Raw genomic sequence first — 20,236 nt, 5'->3', positions numbered from 1 at the left:
ACTACAACATGGGTACAGAAATTTCACAGTCATCGGTATCCCCTTTGGGACGCACACAGTTGCGGCCCTGTTGTTTGGCCATATAAAGACACCTGTCCGAGCGATTAATCAGTTGTTCCGGACTCGAATCATTATCGCCCAGCGCCGCCACACCGATACTGACAGTAACACCGAATGCGCCTTGCGGGCTGTCAAATGTCAGGGCAGCAACGGCCTGACATAACCGCTGCGCCAACTGACGGGCCGAACGTAAACTGCTTTCCGGCAACAAAACAGTAAACTCTTCGCCCCCCATTCTTGCAAAGCAATCACTGGCACGAATTTCCGGTGTAACAACCCGGACAAACTCTTTAAGCACCGTATCGCCGGAGGCGTGGCCATGACGGTCGTTAATCTGTTTGAAGTGGTCGAGATCTAGCATCAATACACTAAGGGGGTGACCGTAACGCTGCGCCCGGTGATACTCCTTTTCCAGCCGCTGCATGAATACCCGCCGGTTAGCAATGCCCGTCAGCGGATCCGTTTGCGACATGTGCAGTAGTTGTTCAGTCATACGCTGTAGCTCAGTAACATCACGATAAAACCAGATACGCCCCCAGTAGTTGCCCTCCGGTGCATGCAGCCCTCGCGAATAGCGTTCCAATATCCGGTCATCCTTCATCTGGATCCGAACCCCTTGCTCCTCTTCATTAAGAGATAAATACAATTCTCTGATCCGCCGTACAAAGCTTTCCGGGTCGGCCACTTGCTCAACTACTGCCGACAGCGCAGCTTCACCGTCCCGCGCATTCATCACCGCCTCCGGAATGTGCCATATTTCCAGAAAGCGACGATTCCAGGTTTTTATCAGATTGTTGGCATCTACCACCAGGATACCGTCAGGCGACTCATCCAGATAAACGCTCATCACGGTAGACTGATAACGCGCTTCCAGCTCAAGATGCACCTGATCACTTATTTCGTAAGCCGTACCCAGCAAGCGGGTAACTTTGCCGGCCTTATCAAAAAAAGGCACCAGGCTTGTCTGCCAGTAGGTACGGCCAATGGGTAAATCCAGCGTTTCCTGATAATCAATGGCAGCCTTGTTCTTAATACAACGCCGGTAATTAGCCTTAAGCTGAGCTACCGTGCCGGGTGAAAGCAACTCGACCACACTGCGCCCGGCAATCTCGGCGTGTTTCATACCACTTAGCTGCTCGTGACGGGCATTGATCGCCGCCAGCCGGAACTCATCGGCAGAGATCACATCAATCACAAAAGCCGCTACACCAAGGTAGTCCAGCATTTGCCGCAGTTCAGCAGGGTTGTTATTAACATTAATCTCTTTCATCTGGCTTACCGTCCTTACGGCTGAGTGCCCATATAAACCTGTTGGTTCCTATGTTTCCGGCTGCGTAACAATGGAGTGTGAAATAGCCTGCGCTTTGGAGCATAAACCGGCATAACTATGTACTTTAACGCAGCTATCTGGCTTTCCCGATGAGGACAAGGCGGAATGTATAGTAGGTAAATCTCCGATAGACAAGGCCGTCAGCTGGACAATCAACATCGAACATAGACTGTTTCTGATGCAGGAGTGGGAGAATTCCCTAAGGCAAAAAGTGACATTCTCCGAACGCGTAAACGCCCTCAACACAGTATGCTGTAGCTTAATTTAATCAACCGGAGCACTAATATGAAAGTTCAAGCGTGTATGAATCCTGAATTTAAAACAATCCACGTCGACGAATCTTTGCAGCACGCGGCCCAAATTATGTGGGAATCCGACTGTGGCGCCCTGCCCGTGTTGAACCATGAAAAACAGGTGATTGGTATGATCACCGACCGCGATATTGCTATGGCCGGCTTTATTCAGGGCTTGCCACTGCGCGACATCCAAGTCAAAGACGTTATGTCCAAATCGCTGATCAGTATCGCCCCGGAGCAGGATCTGGCTAAGGCAGAACACCTGATGCAGACTAATCAGCTACGACGTCTGCCGGTCATCAATAACAAAAAACATCTGGTTGGTATTCTGTCGCTGAACGACATCGCCAGTGCATACAAGCGCGATAACGGCAAACAGATAAGCGCCCATGAAGTAGCCGATACGCTGGCTTCTATTTGTACCCACAGAACCCTGGTTAAAACCGCGGCCGTAGCCGCCTGAAATATTAACTGTTATCAAGGAGATATATTATGAGCCTAATACCCATCGGTAGTCCGCTGGCGCAGTGGGATCCGTTCAACCAATTTGGCAATCTGTATGATAAGTTTAATGCGTTGTTTAATGGCCAAAATGGTTTGCCTGCGGAAGTGCAATGGACGCCCGCCATGGACATAGTAGAAAATGAACATGAAATACTGGTGCGTATGGATACGCCCGGCATGGAGCGCAAAGACCTGAAAGTTGAACTAAACGAAGGCTTGCTGGTTATCAGCGGCGAACGTAAATACGAGCATAAAGACGAGAAAGACAGTTACTATCGTCTGGAACGCGGCTACGGTAGTTTTATGCGTAACTTCCGCTTGCCGGACTATATCGACCAGGGCCATATCCGCGCTGAGTGCAAAGATGGCTTATTGCAGGTGCATCTGGCCAAAATCCCCGGCAAGAAAAAAGAAGTAAAAAGTATCGCTATCAACTAACAGCCAATTAGCTGACTGAATCAGCAAGGAAGCAATTTAGTTAGCACCAGCGCAGGGAAGAATTTTAGCTTCCTTGCGGTTTTATTCTTTTTTAAGCACACCTATACGATAAGCCTCTGTCATAGCCCAGGCCGCCGGGCTATGGTCGTTACCATAACCTTTGGTTTTCATACCTTGGGTTGCCTCTTTACCGCACCAGACGGCCAAAATGGCCGGTGGTGCCGGATGCTTAGGCATAAACCGGCTGAAATCATAAACCTGCCCGGCAATAGCCATCCAGCAATCATCTGTCCTGTTGTGCCGGGCGATATCCTGCAGTGTATAAGTCTTTTCACCAGCAGACACCGGACCACTGCCGGGCACCAGTAAGGACAGCGCAAACAATGTGCCTGCCACTGACCAAAACACAATAAAAGCGATAAAACTAAGTGATTTCATACCGCAAACTCCTGCAAGACATTACAACAGAGTGAACTCTTCAGTGACAATATCGCCGGAGGTTACGCCAGCCCCCAGAACTATGCCACGGCTAAGAAGAATAAGCGGCGGTGGACCACAGATCCAAACCTGTCTGGCGCGCAGATCTGAACAATGCTGCGTAATAAAATCCAGATCCAGCGCACCGTGTCGGGAAAAAAAGTGCGGCGTAAAATGATACCCCTCAATCACTGCCGTCAGTTGCTGTAGCTCAGGTGCAAACAACAGATGTTGTTCATCCTGCACGCAATAAATCAACTGCACATCTGCCGCCTGATGTTGGCTGGCGCAATGCCTGAGATAACTGAGAAAAGGCACTATCCCAATACCTCCTGCAATCCACAAGCCTTTAGTTTTCAATTCGGTTTGCCGGAAAAAACAACCGTACGGCCCCTCTACTGTAACATCTGAACCAGGCGTAATACTTTGTAGCGCCTTAGTCGCATCACCGAGTGTTTTAATAGCTAGCCGCAGTACCGGTTCAGACGGTGCAGAAGACAGTGTAAAAGGGTGCTCTTCGCCAGCGCCAGCTAAAAGCTCAGACGCAAAAGGCGTAAGGTAAATAAATTGCCCCGGCCGGTAACGCAAAGGCACCTGCAGCGGCTGTAAACTCAACTCAACAACATTATCTGACACCGCAGCCACATTACAAATGCGATAACGATAACGACCATAGTAACGGGAAAACAACCAGCGATAAGCCATCGCACTAAGCGCCAGCAATCCTAAACCGCCCCATAACAGTTTATTCCAGCTTGCCGGTAGCGTACGACCCAGCATCAGACTGTGGAGCAAGCCAAACATCAGCACCACTGCCGCAAGGCGGTGCAACCGCTTCCAACGCTGATAATCAGGCTCACCGAAAACATGGAAAGTTGGCGCTATAAACGCCATTAACGCTAATAGTGCCAGCCAGCCATACAGCACTGTGGGCTGCATGGAGAATAAGCTGTCTGCGGCAGCCGCCAGAGATACTTCTGCCGCAGCAAAAGCCAGCAACAGCGGATGAGCCAGCAGTAATATAAATGCGCTCAAGCCCAACTTATGATGTAGCTGCCATAACTTAGTCAGCCCACCAAAAGATTGATCAAAGCCCGGAATTCGGCAACTCAGCACAGCGGCAACCAGCAAACCTGCCAATCCCAATCCCCCGGACAGACGTCCCATTAAATTTAATACTGCGCCCGCAGATGAAAAGTCTGCGGGTGTCACAAACACAAACGCTGTTAAAGCCGGCAAAGAAACCAGCAACCAGATAGCCAGCCGAGTTAGATAGGGCTTTGCTGTCAACCGACTGTCCTTATAAAATATACCCTGCTGTACCGTGCTAACTATCGCCTGAATATGTTATATAGCTAATACAATGTAGTCGATTGGCAGACCGACAGCACTATCTCAGCAAGCTTTACTTCGTCCCCCTCTATATGGACTAAATAAACAACAGTGGCTTAAACCGCGCCAGGTAAAAAATACCCGCCAAATTTGTCAGCGCTATTAAGGCACAAGCCATGCGCGCCGACATGCTTAAGCGCTGCTTTAATGCGCCGATACCAAAGGCAATATAACCCAACAGCAGTAAAATTTTAAACCCGAGCCACTGGTGCACAAAGGGCTGCCAGGGCCCTATTGCCAGCAAAGTGAATGCCAGCGTCAATAACAGGCTGTCATTAATATGAGGTAAGTAACGCGCAGGGCTTTGCCGCCAGCCGGGTTTTCCGGCCATATCCAGCAGCAACCGGGCAACAAACAAGCCGGCGCTTAAATAAGCACAAAACATATGTAACTGTTTTACTTGTAAATAGTACTCCATAGCGCCCTGCCTCTAAGCTTTTTCTGCGCATTACCTTAAAGCAACTTTGCCGCTAAGCCTATATCGCCAAAGAGGTAGAAAACACCGCGCTGCAAGCGGCATGGGTGTTTAGTACCCAATGGGTAAATTTAACCCCGCCCTACTCAGGTCTAAAACACCCAACACCAAGCCAAAGAAAAAATATTTCAATACATAACAACAACTTAACCTTTGGCTTATTTCTTGTAATGGTTAAACCGGCGGGTAAAGCCCGTTTAATAAAAAACAGGAGTGAAGTATGACACTTAGGCGCAATAACAATGATGCAAGGGGGCTGTATGGCCGGATATCGTAAACTCTGGTGGCTGTTAATCGGTATTTTAGCCATTACCTTCTCAGTACTGGGCTATTTTGGCGCCGAAGTGTATCGCTCGGCGCCGCCCATTCCGGCACAGGTGGTTGATCAGCAAGGCCAGGTGCTAATGACTAACGAGACCATTTTAAACGGCCAGACCGCCTGGCAGTCCGTTGGCGGTATGCAACTGGGGTCCATCTGGGGCCACGGTGCTTATCAGGCGCCGGACTGGACGGCTGACTGGCTACACCGGGAGTTGATGGCCTGGCTGGAGCTGGCAGCACAGGATGAACATGGCCAAAGTTATGCGCAGCTAAACGCCAGCCAGCAACATGCGCTTAAGTTTGCCCTAAAGCAGGCCTATCGTACTAACAGCTACGACAAAGCCACTGATACCCTGCAGCTGAGTGATCGCCGGGTACAGGCCATTGCACAAACGGCTGAGCATTATATTTCCTTGTTTGGTGATGATATCGAACTTAGCCAGACCCGCTCTAACTATGCGATGAAAAACAATACCCTACCGTCCTTAAGCCGTCGCCAGGAAATGACACAGTTTTTCTTCTGGACCGCTTGGGCCGCCGGTACTGAACGGACTCCGGATAGCGCGACCTACACCAATAACTGGCCGCATGAGCCGTTAATTGACAACAGGCCTACCGCCGAGAACCTGATTTGGTCTTTAGTGAGTATTATTTTACTGATCGCCGGTGTCGGCGGCCTGATTTGGGGCTGGGCGTTTTTACGTAACCACGACGAAGAGGAGCCCGAAGTACCTAAGCAAGACCCTATTGCCCGGCTTAAACTTACGCCGTCACAAAAGTCACTGGGTAAGTATATTCTGGTGGTGGTGGCTTTGTTTACGCTGCAGGTTATGCTGGGCGGTTTTACTGCGCACTACACGGTAGAAGGCGATGGTTTTTATGGCCTGAACACCACCGAATGGCTGCCATACAGCCTGGCGCGTACCTGGCATATTCAGGCGGCGATGTTCTGGATCGCTACCGGCTTTTTAGCCGCCGGCTTGTTTTTAGCACCGATTATTAACGGCGGTAAAGACCCCAAATACCAGAAGCTTGGTGTCGATATCTTATTCTGGGCTTTAGTGGTGCTGGTGGCAGGCTCTTTTGCCGGTAACTACTTTGCCATTATGCAAATTATGCCCCAGCAATACAGCTTCTGGTTTGGCCATCAGGGCTATGAGTACATTGATATTGGCCGGTTCTGGCAAATTATTAAATACGTTGGTGTGCTGTTTTGGCTGTTGCTGATGCTGCGGGCTATAGTGCCGGCGTTTAAAGCGCCGGGCGATAAAAACCTGCTGGCACTGTTTGCCGCCTCGGTGATTTGTGTGGGGTTATTCTACGGTGCAGGGCTGTTTTACGGTGAGCGTACGCATTTATCGGTAATGGAATACTGGCGCTGGTGGGTAGTTCACCTGTGGGTAGAGGGCTTCTTTGAAGTGTTCGCTACCGTATCGCTGGCATTTATTTTCCACAGTATGGGGCTGGTATCACGTAGTGTGGCCACTAGTGCCAGCTTAGCGTCAGCCTCGCTATTTATGCTGGGCGGTATCCCCGGCACCTTCCACCATTTGTATTTCGCCGGTACCACCACGCCGGTAATGGCGGTTGGCGCCACCTTTAGTGCACTGGAAGTGGTGCCGCTGGTGGTGCTGGGTTATGAAGCCTGGGAAAATTGGCGTTTAAAAAGCAAAGCGCCGTGGATGGGCGATATTAAATGGCCACTGATGTTTTTTGTTGCGGTGGCATTTTGGAATATGCTCGGCGCCGGCGTGTTTGGTTTTATGATTAACCCACCTATTGCGCTGTATTACCTGCAAGGACTAAACACTACGCCAACCCATGCTCATGCTGCGCTGTTTGGCGTCTATGGTTTCCTGGCGCTGGGCTTTTGCTTATTGATCCTGCGCTATATCCGGCCACAGCTGGTGTTTGATGAGAAGCTGATGAAAACGGCGTTTTGGTGGATGAATGGCGGCCTGCTGCTGATGCTGTTTACCAGCCTGCTGCCGATTGGCTTTATTCAATTCTACGCCAGCGCCACCGAGGGCTTATGGTATGCCCGCAGTGAAGCCTTTATGCAAAGCAATATCCTGCAAACATTGCGTTGGGTGCGCACTGTCGGTGATGTGATCTTTATTATCGGCGCGCTGGCGGTAAGCTGGCAAGTGGTAAAAGGCGTGTTTGATAGCAAAGCGGCCCGGCAGCCGTTGCAACAGCTTAGTTAATATTTTTGTAGACTAAAGACACCGCAGCTTTGCTGCAGTGTCTTCTTCCTGAACGACTACTTAGCAGATTTTAGTGTAACCAGCGATCTTCAGCAGTCAGAAAGAGGCTCCCCCAATGATTTTCGGCAAAGACAAGCTAAAACTGCAACACCTTGAGCAGACTTGCCAGCAGCTTACAAATGAGAACCAACAGCTAAAAGCTCAGCTAGCCCAATACGCTGAGCATGAGTTAACCCGCCAACAACAAACTGCAAAAATGCATGCAGAGCTAACCACGATGCGCGGTGTTTCTGCAAACTTTGCTTTTTTCAGTAATTCACTCAATGATGTACAAGCATCATTCAACGAGCTGGCCGGTAACCTAACGCAACAAATTGCGACCGTAGCCGATGTGTCAGAGCGCTCGGCCCACAGTGGCACAGCCCTGCAGCAAATGGCGGCAAACTTACAGCAAATGTTTGAAACCATCACAACCTCTGCCAATAGTATTGAGAATCTGCATCATAGGGCTACAGAAATTAGCAGTATTGTTCAGCTTATTCGTGAAGTCGCTGAGCAAACCAATTTACTGGCATTAAATGCCGCCATTGAAGCTGCCCGCGCCGGGGATGCCGGCCGCGGATTTGCCGTAGTGGCCGACGAAGTGCGTAATTTAGCCCGGCGCACTGGGCAGGCAACCACTGATATAACCCATCTGGTGCAGACTATTCAAATCGAAACGGAAACAGCCCGCATGACCATGCGTGATGGCGCAAAAAAATCCGCCCTGTTTTCTCAGCAAAGCCAGGCCACTGTCAGCGATATGAAACACCTGCAGCAATCGGCGCAGCAAATGCAACAAAGAGTTACCGGGGCAGCACAGCTGGCTAACATTGAAATGGCCAATTTACAGGAGCTTGGCGTAAAAATGGCAGTGTATAAGGTATTTCTTGGTATCTCTGATATTACAGCCGATCAATTACCTGACGAAACCGAATGTTTGTTAGGGCAGTGGTATTACGATGGTGACGGCAAAGCGCGTTTTGCTAAACTGCCAGGCTACGATGAGCTGGAACAACCACACCAGGCAGTACACGTCTTTGCGAAAAAAGCCGTCAGCCTTTATCACAGTGGCGAAGTGGAGTCTGCATTGTCTGCGCTAACTGCGATGGAAGACGCTAACCGCAAGGTAATGCGCGGTATTTCGTCAATGCTTAGCAAAGCCAGTTAACTTCTTTACGCAGACCGCACCAAAACGTGACATAAACTTAAGGTACCGGTTTAAGTGAAACAGGATGAATAACGGATGATTACCTCAGTAAAAATTATCTCGATTAAAACCGGCGGTTTGCAACCACTCGGCACTGAGGGGGTTATGAGCGGCATTCATAAAGCGCCGGTAAAGCAAGCTTGGCTGGGTATTAACGGCTTAGAAGGCGATTTACAGGCTGACCGGCTACATCATGGCGGTGCAGAAAAAGCCTTGCATCATTACCCCGCCAGCCATTATGCCTACTGGCAGCAAATACTTGGTAAGCTGCCCGATTTTGGCGACAGCGCCGCCTTTGGCGAAAACCTGACTACAGATGCGCTAACCGAACAGGATGTCTGTGTTGGCGATATCTGGCAATTGGATCAGGCTATTGTAGAGGTATCGCAAGCAAGACAACCGTGCTGGAAATTAAACCTACGTTTTACCAAACAAAATATGGCCAGGTTAGTTCAGGACAGCCGCCGTACCGGCTGGTATTACCGGGTGTTGACACCCGGCATGGTGGCAACAGGTTACTGCATGACATTGCTTGAACGCCCTTATCCTAACTGGCCGCTATCACGTTTGTTAGACACCCTTTATGGCTCAGCCTGGAGCACAGAGGTGTTACAAGAAATCGCCATGCTTAGCCCACTAAGCGAGTCTTGGCGAAGCTTAGCAAAACAGCGTTTAAAAACAGGCATGGTAGAAGACTGGCACAAACGACTAGGTGAGCCATAAAATTAACTTACCCGTGTCTAACAAAACCCGCTTGTTTAATGTGTAATAGGCAAAAACGCGTCATCATTAAAATACTCGGGATAGCGCTGTAAGGTTCTTAACAATCTTACAGCGCCCTGGCGTTGGGTTGTCAACTCACTTGCCGCCATCGCTTGCTGGCTTTGCATCATTGCCGCCAGTACCAGATGAAATTGCGCATCCGCCTCTGGTGTTAACTTGCAATTGGCAACGATATGATTGGTTTCCTGCTGCAACACCTGAGAAAACTGTTGATATTGTGACGCGGTAAAACGCTTATGGTGAATATCATCCAGATGCGTTAGCAGCTGTGCCCTCAGCCGAAGCATCACTTCACTTAACACGGTATCTACCGGCCATTTTGCGCCATCATTAAGCACCAGCATCGAAAGTACGTCATCGTCAGCAGCATGGTGATGATGAGCCTGATCAGCCTGAAAGGGCGCGCCATGCAGTAAGCCGGTTAACAGCAATATCGATAGCGTTTTCATTCATTATTCTCCGTTTGATATGGAATTATTCCGTTAACGCACAGCCCTGTCCACCCTGTTACTGCAGCGAGCGACAAATCATATTAGGCACTAAGATGTACCCACTTTGTATAATAGCCAGACAATACGTCATACAGTAGAGTTGGCGCTCTTGCAGTAACCGGAGGCTGGTATTATGTCGACTAAACCTGATCTGAATACCGCAATGCAGCAATTGCTGGTTGAGGTTAAAACCACCCTCCCTTTATATGAACCCGCCACCTTTGTCTGTGGCATTACCAACACCGACTGCCAAGGTTGTCCGAAAAAACTGCTTGAGATGGTGGACGCCGAAGTATCTTTTTGGGAACATGCGTTAAAAAATGGCCGTACCCCCAAATTTGATGAAATTAGGCGCTTTGGCAAATTATGCCTAAGTGTGAAACGCAGCCTTATACGCAATAAGATCATAGCTGCCGACACGGCAACTTAATGCAGTGAAATGACCAGCGTTCACTTCTGACAACCTTTATAAGTAATCCAGCACCAGCGCGGCTGGGTGTCTTTTTTAAGGCTAACTGCTTATACTCGCCCTCCTTTGGTGCAAAAAACCGGATATTATCTTGCAACACCAAGCGAAAAACTTGCTTAGTACCGTACTGGCACAACTCGGCCTCATTAAACGCGACAGCCAGCAGTTATCGGCCATTCCACTAACTCAACGGTTAAAGGTAGCACTGTCGGCCTTTATCGCCTTATTTATTGTCACTTATATCAGCCTGCAATTGGCTGATACGGCCGGTAGTATTGTATTACTGGCCTCAATGGGCGCCTCGGCCGTGTTGTTGTTCGGCTTACCCAACAGCCCGCTGGCGAAGCCCTGGTCATTTGCTGCGGGCCATCTTATCTCCGCCACCGTTGGTCTTATCTGCTCGCATCTGTTTACCGATTTAGCCCTGATGGCCGCGGTTACTATCGGCATAGTGCTGTTTGTTATGTATATCTTTGAATGTATGCACCCGCCTGGCGGCGCCACTGCTCTGGTACCGGTTATTGCGTCTACCGATCAGGTACTGGGCTATGAGTTTTTACTGTACCCGGTGGCACTGAATGTGTTTGTGTTGCTGGCGGTGGCGCTGTTATTGCAAAAACTCTGGCTTAAACACGGCATGCAAAAACCGACACAGAAATATGATCCGGTACATTTACACCAGGATGCATCGCCACTAAAACGGCTGGGCTTGCAACCGGAAGACTTACTCAGTGCGTTAAACAGTTTTGATACCGTAGTGGATATCAGCGAGCAGGATTTAGAGCGGCTGTATCATCGTGCACAGCTTAATGCTTATCAACGTAAAAGCGGTGAGATACGCTGCAGTGCTATTATGTCCAGCGATCTTATTACCGTGGGGCCCAACAGCGCCGTAGCCTCTGCATGGCAGCTGCTGCGCAAGCATAAAATTAGCATCCTGCCGGTAATCGACACAGAGCAGCAACTGCTGGGTGTCGTGTCGACTGTGGATTTTCTGAAAAACTTGCAGGTGCCACATTACTGGGGGCTGCTACGTCATGTTAATCAGTTGCTGTTGAAAAACCGCCACAATAAGCAGTACAAGCGCAAGGTAGCGGAGATTATGGTCAGCAACCTTAGCGTGGCATATGAAGATGACCATATCGTCGCCTTGGTACCTATGCTATCAGATCAGGGCCTGCACCATATTCCGGTGCTAAATGCGCAGCAACAGCTGGTTGGTATAATTACCCAGTCCGACCTTATCGCGGCTTTATTTAGCGCTAAACTCAGCTAAGCCCTACCTCCCAGGGGGTAAGCCATTACCCCCTAATACCACAGCTGAACCCTGGCCAGGTTTGTTAAACTGCCACAAACCCTTACTGAGTTTTTAGCATGAATATTGAAACCTACCCTGACCTAATCCGGGCTGCAGCAATGCAAGATGAGCCACAGCGTTTATTGTTTGTATTCGCCAAAGCTGAGCTGCCAAACGGCTATACAGATACACAGAAAAACAACTTTGACCAGGGCCAGGGCGGCGCCTTAGAACCGGTGCTGTGTGTAGATAAACTACCAGACGAGGTTGCCGATTTCAGCGCTTTGGTAGCTGAATCAAAAAGTACCGGTGTCGACTGGGATATCGCTTTTGTATCAGCTATTGGCGGCAGGGGTGGCTTCGCCCCTAATAACGATGAAGCGGCGCAGCCACTAAAAATGATGACCGAGAAAATTCAGGGCGGCATGATTGCCGATTTTCTCACCTTTAATAAAGCCGGTGAGTTAGTGGCCTTGTATTAACGAATATTGGGGCGCCCATTTTCATTGGTGAACGGGCGCCCCTACAGCATTACACCACTTTCGAATACCGCTGCTGACCTTGGGCTAAATAGGCATCAAAGCAGGCGCAGATACTGCGCACCCATAGCCTGCCACTGTCAGTCACTTTTATCCGCCCGGCGTATACCTCAACCAGACCATCTTCCATAAAAGGCTGCAAACGCGCCAAAGCGTCAGCAAAATATAGCCAAAAGCTTTGGATATGCCATTGGCGGCTAAAAGTCTCTGTATCCAACGTAAAATGGCAAATTAACTGGCTTATCAACGCTGCCCGTAGTTTGTCATCGGCATTTAAGCTGAAGCCTCGCTCAGTGGGCCGCTGTGTTTTATTAATAGCTGCATAATACGCCGGTAAATCTTTGCTGTTTTGCCACAGTACTCCGTTTACCTGGCTGATACTGGAAACACCCAAGCCAATCAATGCATCCTGGCCTGCGGTGGTATAGCCCTGAAAATTGCGCTGCAACTTACCGGCCAGCTGTGCCTTGGCCAACGTATCATCTGGCCGGGCAAAGTGGTCCATGCCGATAAACTGATAACCTGCCGCGACAAAACGGTTGATGGCCAGTTGCATCAGCTCCAGCTTTAGCGGAGCATCCGGCAAGCTGCTGTTGTCAATTTTATGCTGAGCAGCAAAGCGATCGGGTAAATGCGCATAGCTGAACAGAGAAATACGGTGCGGATTAAGCCGGATAATTTCATCCACCGTTTCAGTAAAGCTTGCAGGCTGCTGAAATGGCAGGCCGTAGATAAGGTCGAGATTAATTGAGCTGAAACCCAGCTCACGGCTAAGCGCCACCTGATGCCGGATAAGCTCAGTATCCTGCACGCGGTTGATGGCAATTTGCACTTTTTCATCTAAATCCTGCACACCAAAGCTCACACGGTTAAAGCCAAGGCTGCGCAGATGGTGCAGCTTGTCGTCGCTGCAGCTGCGCGGGTCTATTTCAATACTGATTTCGGCATCACTGTTAATGGTAAAGTATTTGTGTAACAACGCCATTAAGCGGCTAAGTTGCACTTCAGTCAGAAAAGTGGGGGTACCACCGCCCAAATGCAGCTGATTAATACGTCTACTGTCCAGCAGTGGCGCATACAACGCCATCTCTTCTGCCAGCGCATCAAGATACGTATCGGCTTTATGCTGGTGTCGGGTAATCACCTTATTACAGCCACAGTAGTAACACAGCTTATGGCAGAACGGGATATGCAGATAAAGGCTCAGCTCATCGGGGCTTTTGCTTATTGCGCTCTGGATCAGCCCATGATCAAAGTCTGTACTCAGCGAAAGTGCCGTGGGATAAGAGGTATAGCGTGGGCCATTAATGTTGTACTTACTGATTAATGCCGGGTCCCATTTAATTGTTTGCATCTTTACCTCTGTTATTGCGCCACGCCACCGGCAGACTGGCTAAGTGCCGACCTAACGTTATTCCACCCAGGGCTTAGTATCTGCCAACGCGACTGTCTTTTGTTGCTGTGCCAGCCATTGCAGGCCGCGCGTTAAAGGTAGCGGTAAACGCTCCGGCCCTATGCTATCGAGCAGGTTTTTGCAGTACAGGCCAAGCTCTGTATCGCCAAGCATTTGCAGCCGGCGGCGGAAAAACAGGGTGTCCGGGTCGACCTGGTTACTGATCATGGCAGTAAAATCGGCCAGCTCAGCTTTTAACAACAAGTCCTGCTGTGCCGGTTGCAACTGCACTTGCAACTGCTTACCATTAAGGCTAATACCAAACTCCAGAGCAATATCTGTCACACTAACCACCACGCTCTTATCCTGTAAAAAACTCAGCTCGCCCGTGCTTAACTCAGTATGGAAAAACCGATTTAACGCCAACTGTAACACGCCGGCCTGCGCGGCTTTTGGCGCACAGCGGGTAAGTCGGCTTAGCATTGTAGGTAGCGCAGCTACCAATTTAGAGTTAACTCTTTTAATATCAAACATATATAAGCATTCCAATCGTCTCCGACCCTATAATAAAACCACAGCGTAACCGCATTGGCTATTCCCTGTCGTAGGTAGCTAACGTAACGAACTTAAGCAAGGAAAGTAAAAATGGAGCTGCTCTGCCCCGCCGGCAGCATGCCGGCGTTAAAGGCGGCCATAGAGCATGGCGCCGATGCCGTGTATATCGGCTTAAAAGATGATACCAATGCCCGCCATTTTGCCGGACTGAATTTTGACGAGGCCAAACTAAAAGAAGCCGCGCGCTATGTGCACCAGCACGGCAAAAAACTGCATGTGGCAATTAATACTTTTGCGCATCCGGATAACTATCAGCGCTGGCAACAGGCAGTCGATATCGCAGCCAATGCCGGTGCCGATGTGTTGATCCTGGCTGATATCGCTGTGTTGGCTTATGCCGCTGAGTGCTACCCTAAAGTAGAGCGGCATTTGTCGGTGCAGGCCTCTGCGACCAATGCTGCAGCGATTAATTTTTACCGCCAATTTGGCATCAGCCGCGTGGTACTACCGCGGGTGTTATCAATGCAACAAGTGCGGGCATTGGCAAAAAGCTGTGATATTGACCTGGAAGTATTTGCTTTTGGCAGCCTGTGCATTATGGCCGAAGGCCGCTGTTATCTAAGTTCCTACATGACCGGGCAATCCCCCAACACTGCAGGCGCCTGCTCACCGGCAGCTTTTGTGCAGTGGCAGGATAATAACGGCACCCTGGAGTCGCGCTTAAATGGTGTATTAATTGATCGCTTCGCGCCAAACGAAACTGCTGGTTATCCCACGCTGTGCAAAGGTCGCTTTAATGTCGGCGCAGACACTTACCATGCGCTGGAGGAGCCCACCAGTTTAAATACGCTGGATTTGCTGCCACAACTTTATGCCGAAGGCATTAAATCGTTAAAAATTGAAGGGCGCCAGCGCAGCCCTGCTTATGTCACGCAAATTACGCAGGTATGGCGCGCTGCCATTGATGCAGTAATGGCTGATCCACAGCGCTTTTGCGTGCAACAGCAGTGGCAACAGGTGTTGGCAGGTTTGGCAGAAGGCAGCCAAACCACGCTCGGTGCTTATCATCGTAAATGGAAATAATCTGATGAAATTTTCTCTGGGCCCTGTGCTGTACTTTTGGCCAAAAGCACAGATGCTACAGTTTTACCACGACGCCGCTGATTCAGCGGTAGATATTGTGTATCTGGGAGAAACGGTATGCAGCAAAAGACGTGAGCTGAAATTTGATGATTATATGGCGCTGGCACACATGCTACGCGAAGCCGGCAAACAAGTGTGCTTATCGTCGATGACCTTATATGAAGCACCCGGCGAACTGCGGGAGTTACGTAAGTATGTTGATAACGGTGAGTTTTTAGTAGAAGCCAATGATGTTGGCGCAATCAACATGCTACAGGAACATGGCTTAGCGTTTGTCGCCGGCGCTGCAATAAACTGCTACAACCAGCACAGTTTACGGCGCTTAGTTAGTATGGGACTAACACGTTGGGTAATGCCGGTAGAGTTATCACAGCACTGGCTGGATACACTGTTAAGTCAGAGTATTATCAGCGATATCCGCGATTGCTTTGAAACCGAGGTATTCGGCTTTGGCCATTTGCCGCTGGCATGGAGTGGCCGCTGTTTTACTGCCCGGTCAGAAGACCGCAGTAAAGATCAGTGTGAACTGTGCTGTATTAACTACCCACAGGGACGCGAGGTAACCAGCCAGGATGGCACTGCCGTTTTTGTACTAAACGGCATTCAAACGCAGTCTGGTAGCCGTTATAACCTGATTAATCAGTTACCGGCTATGCAAGGCATGGTGGATATAGTACGGTTAAGCCCACAACCACAAGGCACCTTTGACTGGCTGACAAAGTTTAAAGCCAATATCAACGGTGCAGCACCACAACCACTGACCACAACCGACAGCAACGGCTACTGGCTGAATCTGGCCGGTATGGCAACAGGATAAAACAATGACCCAGCAAACTGCCAAAATTGGCGTCGTCACGGTAAGCGATCGCGCCAGTGCCGGCGTCTACGAAGATTTATCCGGTAAAGCTATTATCGATACCTTAAACGACTATTTAACCAGCGATTGGCACAGCGAATATCGGCTTATTCCGGATGAGCAGCCGCTGATAGAACAGACGCTACGCGAGCTCTGTGATGCGCAAGGCTGCTGTTTAATTGTCACCACCGGCGGTACCGGTCCGGCCAAACGCGACGTTACGCCGGAGGCGACCGAAGCAGTATGTGACAGAATGATGCCCGGCTTTGGCGAGTTGATGCGCACTGAATCATTAAAATATGTACCAACGGCCATATTGTCACGTCAAACCGCCGGCCTGCGTGGCAGCAGTTTAATTATCAACCTGCCGGGTAAACCCAAAGCCATTCGCCAGTGTTTAGATGCGGTATTTCCGGCTGTGCCTTACTGTATCGATTTAATGGACGGGCCTTATTTGCAATGCAATGAGGCAGTGATTAAAGCGTTCAGGCCGAAAAGCTGACAGATGACTGGTCCGGACGATGGAGCCTGAACCGGTTTGCTCTAAGTCAACCGTTGAAGCCCCGGACGGGCTGAGACGAGCCCCCACGGATGGGTTCACGGCGTGTTGACGTGGGCAAACCGGTTCATGCCTACACTACACTTAACGCCGCAGCAAAAACAACCACACTACCAGCAATAAGGTAATAAACCAGAAGCCGGAAAGCAGTTGCCAGAATAACAGCGGATTGGTTCTATGCTCCTGCTTCACCTCCTCGTGCAAAAACTCAGGATTCGGTTGCTGTAAGTCTGTCAGTAATTGATTAATGCTTTGATAACGCTGCGATAAATCCAGGCTGACGCCCTTTTGCAAGGCACGATCAAACCAAGCTGGGATCACGCTGTTAAACTGATGGCTACTGCGATAGCGCAGTTTGTCGTAATCGGCTGCGGTACGGCACTCTTCTACTGCATTGCCATAGGGTAAATGGCCACCGCTGAACAGCTCGTAGGCTATGGTAGCCAGAGCGTAAATGTCGCCCTGCACGCCAGAGTTATGCCCAAGTAAATAATGTGGATCTGAATACGCTGCCGTACCCAGCGCCGCCTCATGCTGTAGCGGGCTGTATATTTCAGCCAGCCCTGCCACATACACCGAGCCAAAGTCGACAATTTTTAAGCAGCCGTCATCAAGGTAGATAATATTGCCGGGCTTTAAATCCTGGTGGATCGCGCCCATGCGATGAAACGCGGTTAAACCTTCGGCAATTTGCTTTACCAGCTTAATGGCCAGTGCCGGCTTTAACGGCTTAGGTTGGCGCTCAAACCACTGCTCTAAACTTTGGCCCGGCAGATATTCCATTAAGTAATACAAAAAGCTGCGTGGCCGGGTTTGCCTCACTACTTTGACCACGTAATCAGATTCAATGCGCAGGCCAATCCACTCTTCACGGATAAAGCGGTCGATATATAAGGCATCATCATCGTAATTCAGCGACGGGCATTTTAATACCAACTGCCGGCCGCTCGCCTCATCTTCTACCAGATACAAGTGGCTGCGGCTGCTGGCAAATAGCTCGCTTAGCACTTTATAGCCGTCCAGCTTCATGCCCACGCTTAACGCCGGCGGAAACGGCAACCGGGTAAGATGTTGATTTAAATCGTCCAGGCTTTGCTGCGGTAATGTTGCTACCTCTACCAGGATCAGGCTGAGGTTATCATCACTGCCCTGCGCCAAAGCCTGCTGCTTTAATTGTACGGCCGTCAGGCTTAAATCAGTCGCGGTTGATACCGCACGTTGCAGCTCATCGTCACTGATAAAATCGGATATGCCGTCAGAGCACAGCAGAAACCTGTCACCGGGGCGTAAACTCTGGCTACCCTGTTGCAGCGCAACCCGTGCATCCATGCCCAGCGCACGGCCAAGAAACTGGCGCTGCCCGGATAATACAGTGGTGTGATCCTGGCTAAGTTGCACCAACACACCGTCGCGCCAGTGGTACAAACGGCTATCGCCGATATGAAAAAAATGTGCTGTTTGCGATTTGATAATCAACGCGGTAAAAGTGGTGAGATAGCCTTTCTGGTTGTGGACAAACTGATGGCTCAGCTCATACAGCTCATTATTAATGGTGGCCAGCAACTGCGTTGCGCTGTAGGCCACCGACCAGCTGTCAGGTGTTTGGCTATACTCGCGGCAAAAGCGGCTGACCGCCCGCTCACTGGCCTGCTGGCCGGCCCCAGCAGTACTGACGCCATCGGCCAGCGCAAAGCAGGCGCCTTTGTAAGTTAACAAGTGCGGATCTTCTGGCACATTGACTGCAACCGCATCCTCGTTGGCTGGCTTAATGCCTGCCTCACAGAGATGGCTGTAGCGAAGTTGCAATTCAGATCCGCTCACTTGTGAGTCCTTTTTCTGGCAGTAGTCACATTAACCGACATTAATCCGGTGCACAGTACCGTCTTCTCCTACTTCGGTAATATGGCCTTTCGGGTCGTCCAAAAACATTACCGCAACCAGGCCCACCAAAGCAGAGGCCGCAATAACATAGAAGAACATACTGTAGCTGACATAGCTAAGAACAGTTAAATACACCACAGCACCCACATTACCATAGGCCCCCGCCATACCGGCAATCTGGCCGGTCATGCTGCGCTTTATCAGCGGCACTATGGCAAACACCGCACCTTCACCGGCCTGTACAAAGAAGCTACAGGCCATAGTGGCCAATACTGCCAACGGGATCCACCAGTGGCTGTCCATCAGCCCCATCAGGAAATAGCCGGCCGCTAAACCACCAATTAACATCAGCATGCTTTTACGCCGGCCAAATTTATCCGAGAACCAGCCGCCCATAGGCCGTGAAACCAGGTTCATAAAGGCAAAACCCGACGCCAGTACACCAGCTTTCACCGCACTTAAACCCTCGAAGGTTTCCAGAAAGTACAATGGCAGCATCGACACTACCGCCAGTTCAGAGCCAAAAGTAGCAAAGTAGGCAATATTTAAAATACCCACCTGCTTAAAACTGTATTTATCCGCCTCCGGCACACCGGCACGTAAATGCTCAACATTAATGCGTAAGGTTTGTTGCGTTTGCACCACAAACAACACCAGCAGTATGCCCCAGAATGCATACATCATATCAATAGAAAACAGGTTAACTCCGGCCGGTGACAAGCGCCAGGCCAGCATGCCCAGTGCCAGGTGCATAGGGATATTCATTAAGATTAAGCCCCACAAAGCGCCCCAACTAGATACCACCATAGCACCGGTTTTTTTCGGCTTAAAATACACCGAGCCTTTAGGGGTATTACGGGCATATTTGTAAAATACCAGCGCATATACAGCGCTGATTACACCCACAGTACCAATTGCATAACGCCAGCCATCAGCGCCGCCATAAGCCAGCGCCAATGCCGGTAGCGTCATTGCAGCTGCCGCTGAGCCAAAGTTACCCCAGCCGCCATAGATTCCTTCTGCAGTACCTACCTGATGATGCGGAAACCACTCGCCTACCAGGCGGATACCCACTACAAAACCGGCCCCAACAAAACCCAGTAAAAAACGAAACAACGCCAGTGCATCGTAAGTTTGCGCAAAGGCAAAACCAATACAAAGCAGCGCTGAGATAAACAACAGCAGGGAATACATAATACGCGGGCCATAACGATCAACCAGCATACCCACGACAATACGTGCCGGTATGGTTATAGCCACGTTTAGGATTAGCAGAGCTTTAACCTGCGCGTCGGTTAGTGTCAGTGCCTCTTTAATATGAATAAGTAACGGTGCATGGGCGAACCAGATAACGAAAGTTAAAAAGAAAGCAAACCAGGTAAGGTGCAGCATTTTTACTTTTTGCTCAGCGAAATTCAGCAGGTTTAACCTACTGCCGCTTGCAGTTGCTAAAGCAGGTCCAGCCATAACATTCTCCACAGGATTAACAGATAAACTGCGCCAAGTGTAGAGAGCTGAAGC

At 49.9% G+C, this 20,236-nt stretch carries 20 protein-coding genes; 11 read left to right on the top strand and 9 right to left on the bottom strand.

Annotation, left to right across the window (positions count from 1 at the left end):
* Position 1: 1 nt before the first annotated feature.
* Positions 2–1,330 carry a diguanylate cyclase gene (locus Q8O77_RS11765; RefSeq protein ID WP_305553104.1) on the bottom strand — a complete coding sequence of 443 codons (1,329 nt, stop codon included), beginning with the start codon at positions 1,328–1,330 and terminating at the stop codon, positions 2–4.
* 345 nt (positions 1,331–1,675) lie between these two features.
* Here Q8O77_RS11765 and Q8O77_RS11760 point away from each other — a divergent pair, with 345 nt between their 5' ends.
* Entirely contained in the window at positions 1,676–2,149 is a 474-nt protein-coding gene (locus Q8O77_RS11760) for a CBS domain-containing protein (RefSeq protein WP_305553102.1), read from the top strand.
* Positions 2,150–2,178: 29 nt separating this feature from the next.
* Positions 2,179–2,628, top strand: a complete 450-nt coding sequence (locus tag Q8O77_RS11755; protein WP_305553100.1) for an Hsp20/alpha crystallin family protein — start codon at positions 2,179–2,181, stop codon at positions 2,626–2,628.
* An 81-nt stretch (positions 2,629–2,709) separates the two neighbouring features.
* Here the strand turns inward: Q8O77_RS11755 and Q8O77_RS11750 are convergent, their stop codons facing one another.
* From Q8O77_RS11750 to Q8O77_RS11740, 3 genes are all read right to left on the bottom strand, one after another.
* Positions 2,710–3,066 (bottom strand): cytochrome b5-like heme/steroid binding domain-containing protein, encoded by a 357-nt coding sequence (locus Q8O77_RS11750; protein ID WP_305553098.1) that lies wholly within the window; start codon positions 3,064–3,066, stop codon positions 2,710–2,712.
* Positions 3,067–3,087: 21 nt separating this feature from the next.
* A complete protein-coding gene (locus tag Q8O77_RS11745) occupies positions 3,088–4,272 on the bottom strand; it encodes a ferric reductase-like transmembrane domain-containing protein (protein ID WP_305553096.1) in 1,185 nt (394 codons plus the stop codon).
* 262 nt (positions 4,273–4,534) lie between these two features.
* The gene (locus Q8O77_RS11740) at positions 4,535–4,915 is read right to left on the bottom strand and encodes a SirB2 family protein (RefSeq protein WP_305553094.1); all 381 of its coding nucleotides are present in this window, start codon (positions 4,913–4,915) and stop codon (positions 4,535–4,537) included.
* A 317-nt stretch (positions 4,916–5,232) separates the two neighbouring features.
* Between Q8O77_RS11740 and Q8O77_RS11735 the strand changes: the two genes are divergently transcribed.
* From Q8O77_RS11735 to Q8O77_RS11725, 3 genes are all read left to right on the top strand, one after another.
* Positions 5,233–7,500 carry a nitric-oxide reductase large subunit gene (locus Q8O77_RS11735; RefSeq protein ID WP_305553092.1) on the top strand — a complete coding sequence of 756 codons (2,268 nt, stop codon included), beginning with the start codon at positions 5,233–5,235 and terminating at the stop codon, positions 7,498–7,500.
* A 115-nt stretch (positions 7,501–7,615) separates the two neighbouring features.
* Positions 7,616–8,710 carry a methyl-accepting chemotaxis protein gene (locus Q8O77_RS11730; protein WP_305553090.1) on the top strand — a complete coding sequence of 365 codons (1,095 nt, stop codon included), beginning with the start codon at positions 7,616–7,618 and terminating at the stop codon, positions 8,708–8,710.
* A 75-nt stretch (positions 8,711–8,785) separates the two neighbouring features.
* Positions 8,786–9,472 carry an MOSC domain-containing protein gene (locus Q8O77_RS11725; RefSeq protein WP_305553088.1) on the top strand — a complete coding sequence of 229 codons (687 nt, stop codon included), beginning with the start codon at positions 8,786–8,788 and terminating at the stop codon, positions 9,470–9,472.
* A 35-nt stretch (positions 9,473–9,507) separates the two neighbouring features.
* Here Q8O77_RS11725 and Q8O77_RS11720 read toward each other — a convergent pair whose 3' ends face one another.
* Complete coding sequence (locus Q8O77_RS11720) at positions 9,508–9,981, bottom strand: hypothetical protein (protein ID WP_305553086.1); 474 nt, start codon at positions 9,979–9,981, stop codon at positions 9,508–9,510.
* 175 nt (positions 9,982–10,156) lie between these two features.
* Between Q8O77_RS11720 and Q8O77_RS11715 the strand changes: the two genes are divergently transcribed.
* The 3 genes from Q8O77_RS11715 (at position 10,157) to Q8O77_RS11705 (ending at position 12,271) form a co-directional block, all read left to right on the top strand.
* Positions 10,157–10,453, top strand: a complete 297-nt coding sequence (locus Q8O77_RS11715; RefSeq protein WP_305553084.1) for a hypothetical protein — start codon at positions 10,157–10,159, stop codon at positions 10,451–10,453.
* Between the two features lie 130 nt (positions 10,454–10,583).
* A complete protein-coding gene (locus tag Q8O77_RS11710; RefSeq protein WP_305553082.1) occupies positions 10,584–11,768 on the top strand; it encodes an HPP family protein in 1,185 nt (394 codons plus the stop codon).
* Between the two features lie 98 nt (positions 11,769–11,866).
* On the top strand, positions 11,867–12,271 hold the full coding sequence (locus Q8O77_RS11705; protein ID WP_305553080.1) for a ribonucleotide reductase subunit alpha: 405 nt from the start codon (positions 11,867–11,869) through the stop codon (positions 12,269–12,271).
* Between the two features lie 49 nt (positions 12,272–12,320).
* Here the strand turns inward: Q8O77_RS11705 and hemN are convergent, their stop codons facing one another.
* Positions 12,321–13,682: an oxygen-independent coproporphyrinogen III oxidase gene (gene hemN, locus Q8O77_RS11700; protein WP_305553078.1), complete on the bottom strand. Its 1,362-nt coding sequence runs from the start codon at positions 13,680–13,682 to the stop codon at positions 12,321–12,323.
* Between the two features lie 57 nt (positions 13,683–13,739).
* Complete coding sequence (locus Q8O77_RS11695) at positions 13,740–14,204, bottom strand: SCP2 domain-containing protein (protein WP_371133479.1); 465 nt, start codon at positions 14,202–14,204, stop codon at positions 13,740–13,742.
* Positions 14,205–14,366: 162 nt separating this feature from the next.
* On the opposite strand from Q8O77_RS11695, the gene Q8O77_RS11690 reads away from it, so the two are divergent.
* The 3 genes from Q8O77_RS11690 to mog are packed head-to-tail and all read left to right on the top strand — an operon-like array spanning position 14,367 to position 16,777.
* Positions 14,367–15,359 (top strand): peptidase U32 family protein, encoded by a 993-nt coding sequence (locus tag Q8O77_RS11690; RefSeq protein WP_305553074.1) that lies wholly within the window; start codon positions 14,367–14,369, stop codon positions 15,357–15,359.
* Between the two features lie 4 nt (positions 15,360–15,363).
* Positions 15,364–16,236: a U32 family peptidase gene (locus Q8O77_RS11685; RefSeq protein ID WP_305553072.1), complete on the top strand. Its 873-nt coding sequence runs from the start codon at positions 15,364–15,366 to the stop codon at positions 16,234–16,236.
* Between the two features lie 4 nt (positions 16,237–16,240).
* Positions 16,241–16,777, top strand: a complete 537-nt coding sequence (gene mog, locus Q8O77_RS11680) for a molybdopterin adenylyltransferase (RefSeq protein ID WP_305553070.1) — start codon at positions 16,241–16,243, stop codon at positions 16,775–16,777.
* A 141-nt stretch (positions 16,778–16,918) separates the two neighbouring features.
* Here the strand turns inward: mog and Q8O77_RS11675 are convergent, their stop codons facing one another.
* Together Q8O77_RS11675 and Q8O77_RS11670 are read right to left on the bottom strand one after the other, a co-directional pair.
* Positions 16,919–18,655, bottom strand: coding sequence for a bifunctional protein-serine/threonine kinase/phosphatase (locus Q8O77_RS11675; RefSeq protein WP_305553068.1), 1,737 nt, complete (start codon positions 18,653–18,655; stop codon positions 16,919–16,921).
* Positions 18,656–18,685: 30 nt separating this feature from the next.
* Entirely contained in the window at positions 18,686–20,182 is a 1,497-nt protein-coding gene (locus Q8O77_RS11670; RefSeq protein ID WP_305553066.1) for a NarK family nitrate/nitrite MFS transporter, read from the bottom strand.
* Positions 20,183–20,236 lie beyond the last annotated feature (54 nt).

Source organism: Rheinheimera sp. (assembly GCF_030690345.1).
Taxonomy (GTDB): domain Bacteria; phylum Pseudomonadota; class Gammaproteobacteria; order Enterobacterales; family Alteromonadaceae; genus Alishewanella.
This window is presented reverse-complemented; position numbering and strand designations above follow the sequence as displayed.

Coding starts and splice junctions, on each gene's coding strand:
- Q8O77_RS11765 (WP_305553104.1), bottom strand. CDS start 1,330: ATGAAAGAGATTAATGTTAATAACAACCCTGCTGAACTGCGGCAAATG.
- Q8O77_RS11760 (WP_305553102.1), top strand. CDS start 1,676: ATGAAAGTTCAAGCGTGTATGAATCCTGAATTTAAAACAATCCACGTC.
- Q8O77_RS11755 (WP_305553100.1), top strand. CDS start 2,179: ATGAGCCTAATACCCATCGGTAGTCCGCTGGCGCAGTGGGATCCGTTC.
- Q8O77_RS11750 (WP_305553098.1), bottom strand. CDS start 3,066: ATGAAATCACTTAGTTTTATCGCTTTTATTGTGTTTTGGTCAGTGGCA.
- Q8O77_RS11745 (WP_305553096.1), bottom strand. CDS start 4,272: ATGGGACGTCTGTCCGGGGGATTGGGATTGGCAGGTTTGCTGGTTGCC.
- Q8O77_RS11740 (WP_305553094.1), bottom strand. CDS start 4,915: ATGGAGTACTATTTACAAGTAAAACAGTTACATATGTTTTGTGCTTAT.
- Q8O77_RS11735 (WP_305553092.1), top strand. CDS start 5,233: ATGGCCGGATATCGTAAACTCTGGTGGCTGTTAATCGGTATTTTAGCC.
- Q8O77_RS11730 (WP_305553090.1), top strand. CDS start 7,616: ATGATTTTCGGCAAAGACAAGCTAAAACTGCAACACCTTGAGCAGACT.
- Q8O77_RS11725 (WP_305553088.1), top strand. CDS start 8,786: ATGATTACCTCAGTAAAAATTATCTCGATTAAAACCGGCGGTTTGCAA.
- Q8O77_RS11720 (WP_305553086.1), bottom strand. CDS start 9,981: ATGAAAACGCTATCGATATTGCTGTTAACCGGCTTACTGCATGGCGCG.
- Q8O77_RS11715 (WP_305553084.1), top strand. CDS start 10,157: ATGTCGACTAAACCTGATCTGAATACCGCAATGCAGCAATTGCTGGTT.
- Q8O77_RS11705 (WP_305553080.1), top strand. CDS start 11,867: ATGAATATTGAAACCTACCCTGACCTAATCCGGGCTGCAGCAATGCAA.
- hemN (WP_305553078.1), bottom strand. CDS start 13,682: ATGCAAACAATTAAATGGGACCCGGCATTAATCAGTAAGTACAACATT.
- Q8O77_RS11695 (WP_371133479.1), bottom strand. CDS start 14,204: ATGCTAAGCCGACTTACCCGCTGTGCGCCAAAAGCCGCGCAGGCCGGC.
- Q8O77_RS11690 (WP_305553074.1), top strand. CDS start 14,367: ATGGAGCTGCTCTGCCCCGCCGGCAGCATGCCGGCGTTAAAGGCGGCC.
- Q8O77_RS11685 (WP_305553072.1), top strand. CDS start 15,364: ATGAAATTTTCTCTGGGCCCTGTGCTGTACTTTTGGCCAAAAGCACAG.
- mog (WP_305553070.1), top strand. CDS start 16,241: ATGACCCAGCAAACTGCCAAAATTGGCGTCGTCACGGTAAGCGATCGC.
- Q8O77_RS11670 (WP_305553066.1), bottom strand. CDS start 20,182: ATGGCTGGACCTGCTTTAGCAACTGCAAGCGGCAGTAGGTTAAACCTG.